Raw genomic sequence first — 14,884 nt, forward strand, 5'->3', positions numbered from 1 at the left:
AATAAAAAGGTTTATAAAAATTGACTGAATAGCTATAAATTTTAGGATTTACTGCATGGATAATAATCCGTTATTAACTTCTTCTATATTTCCTTTATTTTCTTCTATTGATCCCAAGCATGTAAAAGAAGCTGTTCAAAAGGTTTTAACCAATTGCTACAATACGGTAGATCAGATAATATCTGAAAAACGTATAACTTGGGATACGTTGTATTATCCGTTGATGATTGCAGAAAATGAATTGCAACGTACTTGGTCTCCGATAACGCATTTAAATTCAGTAAGATATAATATAGAATTACGTAAAGTTTATGAAGAAAGCTTATTATCTGTTACTGAATATAGAAATTGGATTAATCAGCATGATGGACTGTATCAATCTTATCAGGCATTGCAGAATGGAGATTCTTACCAACAATTGAGTATAGTACAGAAAAAAGTATTAAATAATGTTTTAGATAATTTTAAATTATCTGGAATTTATTTATCTAAGCAACAAAGAAAAATATATACGCGTATAACTTCTAGATTATCACGGTTAAGCTCGAATTATGCTAATAACGTATTTGATGCAACATTAGGTTGGAATAAATTAATAACTAAAAAGCATTTGCTATCTGGCATCCCAGATCATCAGTTGGAGCTTGCTCGCTTAGAAGCACAGGCTTGTGAAAAAAAAGGATGGTTATTTACACTGCAATATCCTAGTTATTCTTCAGTTCTTGTATATTGTGATGTTCAGGAAGTTAGAGAGGAGTTGTATTGGGCTTTTAATACTCGTGCTTCTGATCAGGGGCCTAATAACGGAAAATGGGATAATACTTTAATAATGGATGAAATTCTTTCATTACGTTATGAGTTAGCGCAAATATTAGGATTTAATACTTATCTTGAAAAATCTTTAGCAAAAAGAATGATACATAGTCCAAGGCAAGTATTTAATTTTCTTATGAATCTATCTGACCAGATACGTTATTATGAATATAAGGAATTTATAGAAATACAAAATTTTGCTAAAAAAAAATATTCTTGTACGTTTTTAAATCCGTGGGATATTGCATATTATAGAGAGAAACAGAAACAATATCTTTTTTCTATTACGAATGAAGAGTTACGCTATTATTTTCCTGAAAAAACAGTGCTTCTTGGAATGTTTTTAGTAGCAAAGCATATTTATGGTATCACTATTAAAGAACGTTATAACGTAGACACATGGCATACCGATGTACGATTTTTTGATATTTTTAATGAGGAAAATGAATGGATAGGAGGATTTTATTTAGACATTTATCTTAGAGATGATAAGCGTGAGGGTGCTTGGATGGATGAGTTAGTAGGCATGATGCATCGAAATAATGCTATTAGTCAAAAACCTATTGCATACTTAACTTGTAATTTTAATCGCTCAAACAATCAAGAATCATCATGCCTACTAACTCATTATGATGTGATGACTTTATTTCATGAATTTGGACATGTACTACATCATATTATGACGCGCATTGATATTCCAGAGATATCTGGAGTTAATGGAGTACCTTGGGACGCGATAGAATTGCCGAGTCAACTTATGGAAAAATTTTGTTGGGAACCCGATGTATTACGATTAATTTCTATGCATTATCAAACAGAAGAACCGTTATCTGATCAAATAATAAGTAATTTATTAAAAATAAAAACATATCAATCGTCATCTTATCTTTTACGTCAAGTGATATATGGATTATTTGATTTACGCGTACATCATGAATATATCCCGGGGGAACAAGGGAGTGTATTAAAAATATTTAATGAAGTAATGGAGCAAATATCAAGACATCATTTCTTAACAGATTGGAATCGTTTTCCTAACTCTTTTTTGCATATTTTTTCTGATGATTATGCTGCGGGATATTATAGTTATTTATGGGCAGATATGTTGGCGTCTAATATTTGGTGTCGTTTTAAAGAATCAGATGTGCTTGATTCAAAAATAGGGAAATTATTTCTTAACAATATACTTACATTGGGAGGCACTATTGATTTAGAAAAATGCATTATAAAATTTTGTAAACAAAATATGACACTAGAACCTATGTTACGGTACTATGGTATTCCTGTGTCTATTAATAATTCTGGTTAGCATAATATACATATATTATAAAAATATAGATTTTAATACACAAATAACTTTTAAAATTAAGCATACTAAACTAGTTTTTATTTATTTATATCAATCATATATGTAAATGTGGGTTTATCATCGTTTTTAGGATAATGAGTGCGTTTGTGTGAATGTTTGCAAAGAAGTTATCAATAAATTGATTTTCAAAATTTGTGTTTTCTATTTTTTTGTGAAAAGTATTTCCATAGTGATTGTAGACAGTTGGATAGATAGTTTTGTGCATTAATAAACTTATTAGTTAAATTCAGATAATGTATTCTTTGTTTCTAGTTATTCACAAAATTGTTTAATTGTATCATGTTGTTTGAGGTGAAAATTTTATTTTTATCAAAAAATAAAGCAATATGAAAAAAGTATTTTTAAATTTTAATTTAAACTTATTTGTTTTATATTTGAATGTATTTGTGTAATAATTTTAATGTTATCCAATAAAAACTTCCGCTTAATATGATAGAAACAGGCAAAGTCAATGACCAGGTTATTAATATGTTTTTTATTGTTTTCCCTTGTACTCCCCAGCCGCGAATTAGCATGCTTCCTGTAATAGATGATGATAATACATGAGTAGTAGAAACAGGCATTCCAGCATAACTTGCTGTGCCTATAGATATAGCCGTAGTTAGTTGCGCCGATAAGCCTTGAGCATAAGTCATTTCCTTTTTTCCTATTTTTTCTCCAATAGTAGTAGCAACTCGTTTCCACCCAATTATCGTGCCTAAGGATAATGATAATGCAACAGCTATAATAATCCAAGTCGGTGCGTATTCAATTGTATTTAGTAAATGTTCTTTTAAATGTTTGAGAAAATTTTTATTTTTATATGAAGTTTCTGGAAGCGCTATGATTTGATCGAGAACATCTACTATATAGATGAGTAATTGTCTCATTTGGGAACGTTGATCTATATTTAATTGAGCATAATTATCTAAATTTGAAAGTAATAATGAGGCGTTATTAATAATAGTAAGAGTTAATGATAAATCATAGAGCATTTTTTTTACTTGTACTTCTGTCTCTGGAGAAGATTTATATTTATTAAAACATGTTATATTATTCTTATTTATAAGGATTTGTGTAGGGTCTTTGACGGAAGGAACAATAGCTTTCAATTGATTTAATGCTATTGATATAGGCATAGATGTTATTTCTGACGGTATGATATTTTTGTAATTGTTGTAGTGTTGAGTGTAATATTCATAAAAATTGTTAACAGCATTTCGCGTACGGGATATATCGTGACTAGTAGCATGCATATTAAGCATAAAGCTTGCCGGAGCTACTCCTATTAGAAGCAACATAATAAGCCCAATTCCTTTTTGTCCGTCATTTGCTCCGTGAGAAAAGCTGACTCCAGCTGCAGATAAAATTAATATAACACGAGTCCATAACGATGGTTGAGGTTTTCCATATTTTTGTGTTTGTTGAGTTGGAGTTATATGAATATCTTTATGTATTTTTTTATTATTCCAGTACCGACATAATATTAACATCATGATTCTAGCTAATGTTAAACCTATTATTGGTGATATTATCAATGATAAAAAAATACTAATTAATTTTGGAATATTTAATCCCTGCATCATTGGGCAATGTGTAATCATTGCGTGAACTAATCCGATTCCAATTAATGTTCCGATAAGAGTATGAGAACTGGATGTAGGTAATCTGAAATACCATGTTCCAAGATTCCATAGTATTGCTGCAAATAACATGGAAAAAATCATAGCTAGAATATGATTAGCGTTGGTATTCATAAAAAAATATGTGGGAAGTAAATGAATAATTGTATATGCAACACTTAACCCACTTAATATTACTCCTAAGAAATTAAATGTTCCCGACATTAATACTGCGCTATGAGAACGCAACGCACAGGTATAAATTACGGTGACTACAGAATTAGCGGTATCATGAAAACCATTGATAGCTTCATAAACAAATACAAGAATTAATGCAAGAATCAACATAATACTGACATGTATTTCTAGATTAAAGACAAAGTGTGACATAAGAAAATACGCCATTATTAAAATGATAAATTCGTATTATCTAAGAGAATCTATGTAGAGAAAAAGAAAAATTATATTTTTTTATGATGATCATATATGTATATGATATATTTCGTTGTCGTATGATCATTTTTTTTATGCAAATATTTCATATTTGTTTCCTATTGTATGCAACACAATATTTATTAGTGTATCTATTGCAATAGATACGATACAGTAATACGTAACTATTTCATTAAATATCAGTGAAATGAATGTTTAATGTCATTGCATATACTACGATAAAGAAATTAATTATTGATAGTGTTTTTGGTAACGTTCCAACGATTATATTATTTACTAATTTTATGTTAAACGGGTTTTTTTTTATTAAAAAGTGCTATAATTTAGCACAGTTAATGCGCATTAATCAACCTATTGGATTTTTTCTATTATTATGGCCTACTTTATGGGGGTTGTGGTTATCACATAGAGGTAGACCAGGTAATACTGTTTTAATAGTGTTTGTTATTGGTGTATTGTGTATGCGTTCCGCGGGTTGTATAATAAATGATTATGTTGACCATGATATTGATAGTCATGTTCAACGCACTAAAGCACGTCCTTTACCATCTGGAGCAATTACTAAAAAGGAAGCATTAGTGGCTTTAGCAATGCTTCTTGTTTTTGCTTTAGTATTAGTTTCAAATTTTAATTTCATTACTATTTTTTTGTCTGTCATAGCTCTTATATTATCAGGAATATATCCTTATCTTAAAAGATATACCTATTTTCCCCAAGTTATGTTAGGAATATTGTTTAGTTGGCCTATTTTAATGACGTTTACTGCAATTAACTGTCCTATAAGTAGGACTGCTTGGTTATTGTTTGGGATGAATACTGCATGGGTAATAGTGTATGATACACAATATGCTATGGTAGATCGAGAAGATGATATATATATAGGTATAAAGTCATCTGCTGTATTATTTGGAGGCATGGATAAATTTTTAATAGGGATATTTCAGCTACTTATCCTATTTATATTAGGAATTATTGGATGGATGGAGCAATTCACTGTAGTATTTTATTTTTTTTCGTTATTTGGGGTCATCATAATATTTGTATGGCAACAAATATTAATTCATCAAAGAAAACAAACAAGATATTTTCAGGCTTTTTTGAGCAATAATTATATAGGTATGTTGGTTTTTATAGGTATTGCTTCAAGTTTCTATTAGTTTAAATATAGTAAATTTTGCTCCAGATAACAAAAGTATATAAGGGAGTGAATGTATTTATTATTTATGCGTAATCACAGCGATATTAGTTGTCGAGATAAAATTGCTAATTATAAATTTATAGTATGAATTGTAAGTTAAACTAGTGTTTTATTGTATTGCTGTATATAACATATATTTAAAAAAAATTTACTTTGTTGTGTATCACGGATATGAATAGTTTTAGTACCTAACATGTGAATCTAATCTTATATGAATACATTTTGGACATAGTCCGTGTGCTTCGATAACGTTATTAAACATAGTAAATCCTGAAATTTTAGCCATATTTTGCAAAATTTCTTCGATACCTTTTGTTGTTTGTTCGGTAACTTGTTTACAACCGTTACAAATAAAAAAAGCAAAGTTATGTGATAACTCAAAAAAATAATGGCATAACATGAAACTATTGGTAGATTCAATACGATGAATAAATCCTTGTTCTAACAAAAAATTTAAAGCACGATAAATGGTAGAAGGTTTTGCATGAGGTAGTGAAGATTGTCGAAGTAAATGTAGTAAATTATAGGCACTTATAGCTCCGTTGTGCTGAGATATTAATCGTAATACTGCTAAACGTTGTGGTGTTAAACGCACACATCGTTGTTCACATAATTTTTTAATTTGAATTAAGATTTTTTGAATACTAGTATTCATATTCATATTGTTTCTTAGTTATTAATGATTATAGTCATTTTTATCAGCATAAACGATATAAATCAAATACATGTTAGATATATTTTTGATGAGAAGATACTGCTAAAAATAATTATATAGCATATAAATAAATATCAGGTATTTATATAATTAATTACATTTTACAATTATAAGTATATAATACACAATGAATGAATGTTAAGAAATATACAAGATAATTATACATAAGTATGTTATTTGTTGATAACAATGGAGTGTTGTACGTTTTAAGTTTATAACTAATAATAAATTGTAAGTATTTGATAATTAGTTAATGAAAATGCTACAACAATTTAATATTTCAGTATATCTTCATAAGTTCATTTACGATATTTTAGGAAACCAAAGTATATGTGTTCTGTGATATCTTAAGATATGATTTGATGATGATTTTAATCGATTTAACTGCTTTAGGTATTTTGCATGGTATTATTACGGCGCGAAATATGATTTTTTAACATTTAAACATTAGAATATTTCTTGTTAAAAAATGGCAATTTATGTTGAAAAAATATTAAAATGAAGCATGTTTCTCATGATCAACAGGTAAATAATATAAAAATACCACCGTATTCGTTAGAAGCTGAACAATCAGTGTTGGGTGGTTTAATGTTGGATAATGCTCAGTGGGAGTATATATCAATACAAATAAATTCTGATGATTTTTTTAATTACGCTCATAGAATTATTTTTAATGAAATGAAACATTTATTAGAAATAAATAAGCCTATTGATCTAATAACATTATCGGAATCCTTAGAAATTCAAGGAAAATTAGAATTAGTAGGAGGATTTGCGTATTTAGCAGAAATGTCAAAGAATGTTCCTAGTGCTTCTAATGTAGCTGCATATGCTGATATAATACGTGAACGTTCGGTAATACGTACAATGATTGCTGTAGCAAATAAAATCGCTGATGCTGGATATAATCCTAAAGGTCGAAGCAGTGATGAGTTATTAGATTTAGCTGAATCTCTCGTTTTTCAAATTTCGCATAGTAAAAGCAATCATCATCTTAATCCAAAAGGAATAGATTTTATTTTGGAAAACACAGTTGCTCACATTGAGCGGGCATGTAATAGACCAAAATACGGCGGTGTTACGGGTTTATCTAGTGGATATAAAGATCTTGACAAAAAAACTGATGGTTTTCAAAAATCTGATCTTATTATTATAGCCGCACGCCCTTCTATGGGAAAAACTGCTTTTGCTATGAATTTATGTGAACATGTTGCAATGACTGAAAAAAAGCCAGTATTAATATTTAGTTTAGAAATGCCTGGTGATCAAATTATGATGCGTATGTTGGCCTCGTTGTCTCGTGTTGATCAGGTACGTATTCGTACGGGACGATTGAATGATGAAGACCGAGAAAGAATTTCTAGCGCAATGTCACTTCTTTTAGAAAAACGTAATATATATATTGATGATTCCTCATGTTTGACACCTGCTGAGGTGCGCGGACGTGCTCGTAGGTTGTGCCGTGAACATGATGGTTTAAGTTTAATTATGATTGATTATTTACAATTAATGAGAGTTCCATCCTTATCTAATAATCGCACGTTAGAAATTTCAGAAATTTCTCGATCATTAAAAGCTTTAGCTAAAGAATTAAAAATACCGGTTATAGCAATTTCTCAATTAAATAGAGGTTTAGAACAACGTACTGATAAACATCCTATTAATTCAGATTTGCGTGAATCTGGAGCAATAGAACAGGATGCTGACTTAATTTTGTTTATTTATCGTGATGAAGTATATCATGAAAATAGCGAAATGAAAGGTATTGCTGAGATTATTCTGGGAAAACAAAGAAATGGTCCTGTTGGAACCATACGATTGATATTTAACGGACAATGGTCTCGATTTGATAACTATGTTGAATCTAGTCAATATTAATCGAAATTAGTGATGCGGCTCTATTATACGTATGATAATATATTATTTTTCATCCTATAAAAGATAATATATAAGTTATGCATATTATTTATAATGATGCCTTTATTTTAGAACAACATTTAATAGGATGGGAATGAACTAATTTGCATGATATCCATAAAATAATGTGAGATTATTGTATTGTGTGACACAAATAAAATTAATTTTATATAATATATTTATTTATATTGTATAAGAGTTTAGATAAAAAATATTGATAATAATATTGGTCTACATTTTGTATGTATATCAATTGTGCTAATTAATTAAATCATATATCAAATAATTGCGTTTAATAAAATATTAAAATTTTTTAAAATTATCTGTATATGACTATACAATCAATTTGGTAATCAACGGAGGAACTGTGGCTAATAGGGGGGTTAATAAAGTTATTTTGATTGGATATCTTGGACAGGAACCAGAAGCTCGTTATATGTCTAGTGGTAATATGGTGACTAATATTTCAGTAGCTACCACTGAATCTTGGAAAGACAAGAAAACCAATGAATTTAAAGAAAAAACTGAGTGGCATCGCGTGGTGTTATTCGGAAAATTAGCAGAAATTGCGTCAGAATATCTTCATAAAGGTTCTCAGGTATACATTGAAGGATCGTTAAAAACCAGAAAATGGCAAAATCAAAATGGACAGGATCGGTATGTTACTGAAATTATTGTTAATATTGGAGGCGCAATGCAAATGTTGGGCAGCCGTCATATGGAAGAACGTATATCATTAGATAATCAGAATGTAATAAACAGCGGTGAAAAAACAATGTCGGGTGATAATACATCCAATGTTAATTTTGATGAAGAAGATATTCCTTTCTAGAAAGTTTGGGAATATATAATATGTATCATTTAACCTTTTTATTGTGCATGCTTATATACCTGTTTTAGCGCATCAACCTAAAAAATTTCATTGTCATGTTATTTTAATTACAAAAATTCATAAGATATGTATCTGTATTTTTATGTCGCTATTTAATTAATTTAGTCATATTGAATATTTGACAATATTCAAAAAATTTATCGCAAGAACGTATATATAACATATAAAAATTTATATTGTTAAGAACGTATAAAAAATATGTCTATTTTGTAAATATATATATCAATCTATTATATGTATAAACACATTATAAGCATACCATACTTATGTAGAATATGAATAAATATAAACGTTAATACTACATTTATAGGTATAATATTTATTTTGGGATACAGTGAGATTTAAAGCATGGAGATTTTTTTTACGATTCTTATTCTTACTTTAGCTGTCTCCATTTCAGGAGTGATAACACGAATTTTGCCATTTCAAATTCCATTACCCTTAATGCAAATTGTATTAGGAGCTTTGTTGGCTTGGCCTAGATTTGGATTACATGTAGATTTTAATCCTGAATTGTTTTTATTACTTTTTATTCCTCCATTATTATTTTCTGACGGGTGGAAAACTCCAATGAGGGAGTTTTTACGTCATGGAGGAGAAATTGTGATATTAGCATTGGTATTGGTTATCATTACTGTGATTGGTATTGGATATTTAGTTCATTGGATAATACCAGAAATGCCGTTAGTAGCAGCATTGGCATTGGCAGCGGTTTTATCTCCAACTGATGCAGTAGCGCTCTCAGGTATTGTAGGAGAAGGACGTATCCCCAAAAAACTTATGGATATTCTTCAGGGAGAAGCTTTGATGAACGACGCATCAGGCTTGGTATCTCTTAAATTTGCTATTTCAGTGGCTATGGGCACTATGGTCTTTAGTGTAAGCGGAGCTTCTATAGAATTTATCAAGGTATCTATGGGTGGTTTATTGGCGGGTGTGATTATTACCTGGGGATATAGTAAATCATTAAGATTTATTACTCATTGGAGTGGCGGTGATCCTGCTACTCAAACAATACTTCTTTTATTGTTACCTTTTGCGGCATATTTAGTTGCTGAGCATATTGGGGTATCTGGAATATTATCATCAGTTGCTTCGGGTATGACTATTGGTCAATCTGGAATAATTAGAAACGCACCGTTAGCTATGCGTTTACGAGGAAATAGCGTTTGGACAATGCTAGAATTTGTATTTAATGGTATGGTATTCATTATGCTTGGATTGCAATTGCCAGATATTTTATCAACCTCTATTTCACAGGCAGAAATGGATCCAACTATTAAAACATGGATGTTATTCGTATATGTAATTCTTATTTATGCCGCATTAATGATACTTAGATTTGGTTGGTTATGGTTAATGAAGAATATAAGTTTGCATTGTATGACTAAACGGCCAATGGTATTTGGTGAATATAGTATACGAGAAATTTTAATTGCTTCTTTTGCAGGAGTGCGTGGTGCTATTACATTAGCAGGAGTACTTTCAATACCACTTTTTTTAAGAGATGGGTCGGTTTTTCCTTTTCGTTACCAATTAGTTTTTATTGCTACCGGCGTCATTTTGTTCTCTTTATTATGTGGTGTAATTGTTCTACCATGGTTGTTACAGGGCATTATAGTATCTGATAAGTTACTACAACAAAAAGAAGAGCGTATGGCACGGGCTATAGCGGCAGAAGTAGCTATTGAAAGTTTATATAAACTGGAAGAGCGGTTAATGTATAGTCAGGAAGAAAATATTGATAGCCAAATTATTAATGAAGTAAGTGCGCGTGTTATAGGTAACTTACGCCGTCGTGTAGACGGTAATGATGATGCGCATTCTATGTTGATCGAAGAGTTAGAGAGACGTATGAGATTAAATGCATTACGTGCTGAACGAGGAGAATATTATCATTTGCGCGCACAACAAAAAATTAGTAACGAAACATTAACGAAATTGCTACGCGACTTAGATTTTTTAGAAGCTTTGTTGGCAGAACATGAATAATATTAGTGTATTTATGGTTTTGTTGTGAAGATTTTAAATGTTAGTATTTTCTTATAAAAGTTTAATTTATGGTTTTTGTATGGAAATGATGTATAATTGATACCAAGGAGTTTTATAAAATCTATAAGGATCATTATGATAGTTGTAACATTATTATGGTATTGTTGTAGTAAGTACGATACTTTATTTTGTTAACAGTTGACGTTGAACGTCAACTGTTAACAAAATAAAGTTAACCTAAATTGATATTTAATTGTTAATGGTTGACTTAAACAATAGATAACATTATTCTTTAATATGGGCGTTTAAAACGATTAGATGTATTTTTATTTTATAACTTTATAAAATATTAATGTTGATGTTATTCATTAAAATACATACGGTGATGTATTAATGAATAATTAATATGTAGTTTTAGGTCTTAGGTTTTTATATATTACTCAATGCACATGAATAGATGTTGTGTTGAGTTTTGTTTTTTCATAGTAATATGTTTTAACAAATAATTTATGGCATGAATTTTTTTTTGATTGCAAAAATTAAGTGATTTTTATATGAATTAATTCATATTTTTAGTTAGTAGTGTTTTGGTGTGCATTGGAATTTTTAATAAAGATTTTTTAGAGAAAAATTTGTTTAAGTTGGTTGAAACGCACTATTTCCGAATTTATGATAAATAATAACAAAATAATTCATTGTAATTAAGGGGTAAATGTGATGGTTAAAAAGTTTAAAATTACCCTTGCTTGGAAAATTTTTTTTGCTTTAAACTTGGGTATTGTTTTAGGAATTGTATTGCATAATCAGACAGAATCAAAAGATTGGGTGATTGCCACATTTCTTTCTCCGGCTGGAGAAATTTTTATTCGTATGATAAAAATGATCGTAGTTCCCATTGTAATGGCTACATTAGTAGTCGGAATTGCTGGAATCGGAGATGCTAGAAAGCTTGGGAGTATTGGTTTAAAGACCATTATTTATTTTGAGATTATTACAACGCTTGCTATAGTACTTGGTGTAACTTTTGCCAATTTACTTCATCCTGGTTATGGAATTGATATGTCTGTGCTTTCTAAAACGGATATTTCTATGTATGAGCAGACTACATCTGAAATACAGTCAAATTTAGTAAATACTATGTTATCGTTGATTCCTTCGAATATTATTGATTCTATGGCTAGAGGAGATATGTTACCAGTGATTTTTTTCTCAGTAATTTTTGGGCTTGGATTAGCTACATTACCAGACAAAACTAAGACTCCATTATTAGATATATTTAATGCTATAGCGGATACTATGTTTGAAGTAACACATATAGTTATGCGTTATGCTCCTATTGGAGTATTTGCTTTAATTTCAGTTACAGTTGCGACTTTTGGATTTAGTTCTTTATTACCTCTTACTAAACTTGTATTGTTAGTTTACGGTGCTATTGTTTTTTTTGCGTTAGTGGTGTTAGGTATAGTGGCGCGTATATGTAATCTTAGAATTTGGAAACTAATTTGTATTTTAAAAGAAGAGCTCATTTTATCTTTTTCTACTGCTAGCTCAGAAACTGTATTACCACGTATTATAGAAAAAATGGAAGCTTATGGAGCTCCATCAACTATTACTGGATTTGTGGTGCCTACTGGATATTCCTTTAATTTAGATGGATCAACTTTATATCAAAGTATTGCTGCTATTTTTATTGCCCAATTATATGGTATTGAATTGTCTTTAAGTCAGGAAATTATTTTAGTATTAACTCTAATGATAACCTCTAAAGGTATCGCTGGTGTTCCTGGAGTTTCTTTTGTGGTGTTACTAGCTACATTAGGTAGTGTAGGTATTCCATTAGAGGGATTAGCATTTATAGCAGGAGTGGACAGAATATTAGATATGGGTCGTACCGCATTAAATGTCATAGGTAACGCTTTAGCAGTGTTAGTAATTGCAAAATGGGAGAATCAATATGATGCAGAACAGGCTTTTATGTATGAATCAGAAATTTTATCAAATAAATAATAAATAAATATGTTTGTTATGTAATTACTGCAAGTATAAGATCACATAAATGCGCATTATCGGGTATTTATTTTTAAAAAATCACATGCGGTATTAATGATAAAAGATTGTTTATTGTATTATTTTATTCTCTCAAATAGATAGAGAGATGATTGAGTTTGTGTTGATCAAGTATACATATATTTATATTTTTTTTATTGACAGTATAAAATTATAGAAACGAGTTTATTCATGATAAGGATTGTATGAAATAATCATTCAATTATTATTTGTTATGTTTGCTTATTTTTTTTACGAAGATGTGGTCTGTTTTATAAAAAACGTATTGCGATGGCTTCAATTTCTATTTTAGCGCCTTTTGGTAATTTAGAAACTTCTATGCAGGAACGTGTTGGTAAAATTTTATCTTGGCAAGGAGAAGATACATCAAAAAATTTTTTATAGCTAATATTTATTATTGATAAATCATTAACATTAATCATGAATAATGTAGTTTTAATAATGTTGTTAATTTGTAGGCCAGCAGTTTCTATGATATTTTTAATATTTTTTAATGATTGATATGTTTGATCATAGATGCTATCAGGCATAATATTTGTATCCGGGCAAATTCCTATTTGCCCGGATACAAATATTATGCCTCTTGCATCTATTGCTTGTACATATGGCCCAAATGGAATAGGGGCTTTTTTTGTATTGATAACGACGCGATCCATATGGCCGATCCTCTTAATAAGTATAATTAGTTATTATCTTTATATCAAAAAATAAGACATTAAATTTAGTATTTATATAAAATGAAATCTATTTCTATCGTTATCAAAAATTGTTGAGATCAGGATCAGGGAGTAGCGTTGCCAGCATCAAAGCTTTTATGGTATGCACGCGATTTTCAGCTTGATCAAACACTATACTATACGGAGATTCAAATATGTCGTTTGTTACTTCTAGACCATTATGTAAATTATATTTTCTTGCTATTTTCTTACCAATAGTAGTTTCGTTATCGTGCAATGCTGGTAAACAATGTAAAAATTTTACATTCGGGTTGTCAGTGTTATGAATCATACGCCGGTTTACTTGATATGGTGATAATAAAGAAATGCGTTGTTCCCACACTTTTTCATTTTCTCCCATAGATACCCATACATCGGTATATAAAAAATCTGCATCTTTTATTCCATTGGAAATATTTTCAGTAAGTGTAATAATGTTTCCATTATTACGTTGCGCAGTATTTTGACAGTATTTGAATAGTTCTTGTGTTGGCCAAAATGTTTTAGGTGATACTAATCTTAAATTAAATCCCATTATTGCTGCAGCTTCTAATAAAGAATTGCTGATATTATTTTTTGCATCTCCTATGTAAGCCAATTTCATTTGATTAAACGTTTTATGTGGTAGTTGTTCCTGCATGGTCATAAGATCAGCAAGTAATTGTGTTGGATGAAATTTTGCGGTAAGTCCATTCCATACTGGGACTTCAGAGTATTGCGAAAATGTAGTAACTACATCTTGATTATACCCACGATATTGGATTCCATGGTACATACGCCCCAATATCTTAGCGGTATCTTTAACAGATTCTTTATGTCCAATTTGACTAATATTTGGAGTTAAGCAGGTTACACATGCACCTTGATCAAATGCTGCTACTTCAAAAGCACATCTTGTTCTAGTTGAATTGTTTTCAAAAATAAGTACAATATTTTTCCCGTTTAATTTTTGGATTTCAGTTTGTGTATTTTTTTGATGTTTTAAATGATTTGATAATTTTAATAGATATTTAATTTCATCCATGGTGAAATCTATTAAGCGTAAGAAAGATCGTTTATATAATTGATTCATGTGTTATTTGCCTAAAATATTTGATATAAAGATAATCACGACGTTTTTTGTATATAAATGAAAAGAATTAATTTAAAAA

Annotated in this window: 10 protein-coding genes; 6 read left to right on the forward strand and 4 right to left on the reverse strand. The window is 29.7% G+C overall.

Features of this window, described 5'->3' with window-relative positions; all coding sequences use genetic code 11:
- The first annotated feature begins 55 nt into the window (after positions 1–55).
- Positions 56–2,122, forward strand: a complete 2,067-nt coding sequence (locus tag CBquer539_RS00115; RefSeq protein ID WP_500836452.1) for a M3 family metallopeptidase — start codon at positions 56–58, stop codon at positions 2,120–2,122.
- A 428-nt stretch (positions 2,123–2,550) separates the two neighbouring features.
- Here CBquer539_RS00115 and CBquer539_RS00120 read toward each other — a convergent pair whose 3' ends face one another.
- The gene (locus CBquer539_RS00120; RefSeq protein ID WP_500836453.1) at positions 2,551–4,173 is read right to left on the reverse strand and encodes an inorganic phosphate transporter; all 1,623 of its coding nucleotides are present in this window, start codon (positions 4,171–4,173) and stop codon (positions 2,551–2,553) included.
- A gap of 347 nt (positions 4,174–4,520) precedes the next feature.
- Between CBquer539_RS00120 and ubiA the strand changes: the two genes are divergently transcribed.
- Positions 4,521–5,393, forward strand: coding sequence for a 4-hydroxybenzoate octaprenyltransferase (gene ubiA / locus CBquer539_RS00125; protein WP_500836760.1), 873 nt, complete (start codon positions 4,521–4,523; stop codon positions 5,391–5,393).
- A 222-nt stretch (positions 5,394–5,615) separates the two neighbouring features.
- Here the strand turns inward: ubiA and zur are convergent, their stop codons facing one another.
- Entirely contained in the window at positions 5,616–6,089 is a 474-nt protein-coding gene (gene zur / locus CBquer539_RS00130) for a zinc uptake transcriptional repressor Zur (protein ID WP_500836454.1), read from the reverse strand.
- 558 nt (positions 6,090–6,647) lie between these two features.
- Between zur and dnaB the strand changes: the two genes are divergently transcribed.
- The 4 genes from dnaB to gltP all read left to right on the forward strand — a co-directional run bounded on the left by dnaB (position 6,648) and on the right by gltP (position 12,957).
- Positions 6,648–8,027: a replicative DNA helicase gene (gene dnaB / locus CBquer539_RS00135; RefSeq protein WP_500836455.1), complete on the forward strand. Its 1,380-nt coding sequence runs from the start codon at positions 6,648–6,650 to the stop codon at positions 8,025–8,027.
- Positions 8,028–8,433: 406 nt separating this feature from the next.
- On the forward strand, positions 8,434–8,898 hold the full coding sequence (gene ssb / locus CBquer539_RS00140; protein ID WP_500836456.1) for a single-stranded DNA-binding protein: 465 nt from the start codon (positions 8,434–8,436) through the stop codon (positions 8,896–8,898).
- Between the two features lie 408 nt (positions 8,899–9,306).
- Positions 9,307–10,950, forward strand: a complete 1,644-nt coding sequence (locus tag CBquer539_RS00145; protein WP_500836457.1) for a Na+/H+ antiporter — start codon at positions 9,307–9,309, stop codon at positions 10,948–10,950.
- Between the two features lie 717 nt (positions 10,951–11,667).
- Positions 11,668–12,957: a glutamate/aspartate:proton symporter GltP gene (gene gltP / locus CBquer539_RS00150; RefSeq protein ID WP_500836458.1), complete on the forward strand. Its 1,290-nt coding sequence runs from the start codon at positions 11,668–11,670 to the stop codon at positions 12,955–12,957.
- 311 nt (positions 12,958–13,268) lie between these two features.
- Here gltP and CBquer539_RS00155 read toward each other — a convergent pair whose 3' ends face one another.
- Together CBquer539_RS00155 and argF are read right to left on the reverse strand one after the other, a co-directional pair.
- Positions 13,269–13,673 (reverse strand): Rid family detoxifying hydrolase, encoded by a 405-nt coding sequence (locus CBquer539_RS00155; protein WP_500836459.1) that lies wholly within the window; start codon positions 13,671–13,673, stop codon positions 13,269–13,271.
- A 103-nt stretch (positions 13,674–13,776) separates the two neighbouring features.
- Positions 13,777–14,805 (reverse strand): ornithine carbamoyltransferase, encoded by a 1,029-nt coding sequence (gene argF / locus CBquer539_RS00160; RefSeq protein ID WP_500836460.1) that lies wholly within the window; start codon positions 14,803–14,805, stop codon positions 13,777–13,779.
- Between the last annotated feature and the right edge of the window lie 79 nt (positions 14,806–14,884).

Source organism: Blochmannia endosymbiont of Camponotus quercicola, from assembly GCF_059935335.1.

Coding starts and splice junctions, on each gene's coding strand:
- ubiA (WP_500836760.1), top strand. CDS start 4,521: ATGTTAAACGGGTTTTTTTTTATTAAAAAGTGCTATAATTTAGCACAG.
- gltP (WP_500836458.1), top strand. CDS start 11,668: ATGGTTAAAAAGTTTAAAATTACCCTTGCTTGGAAAATTTTTTTTGCT.
- zur (WP_500836454.1), bottom strand. CDS start 6,089: ATGAATACTAGTATTCAAAAAATCTTAATTCAAATTAAAAAATTATGT.
- CBquer539_RS00120 (WP_500836453.1), bottom strand. CDS start 4,173: ATGTCACACTTTGTCTTTAATCTAGAAATACATGTCAGTATTATGTTG.
- CBquer539_RS00145 (WP_500836457.1), top strand. CDS start 9,307: ATGGAGATTTTTTTTACGATTCTTATTCTTACTTTAGCTGTCTCCATT.
- CBquer539_RS00115 (WP_500836452.1), top strand. CDS start 56: ATGGATAATAATCCGTTATTAACTTCTTCTATATTTCCTTTATTTTCT.
- dnaB (WP_500836455.1), top strand. CDS start 6,648: ATGAAGCATGTTTCTCATGATCAACAGGTAAATAATATAAAAATACCA.
- CBquer539_RS00155 (WP_500836459.1), bottom strand. CDS start 13,673: ATGGATCGCGTCGTTATCAATACAAAAAAAGCCCCTATTCCATTTGGG.
- argF (WP_500836460.1), bottom strand. CDS start 14,805: ATGAATCAATTATATAAACGATCTTTCTTACGCTTAATAGATTTCACC.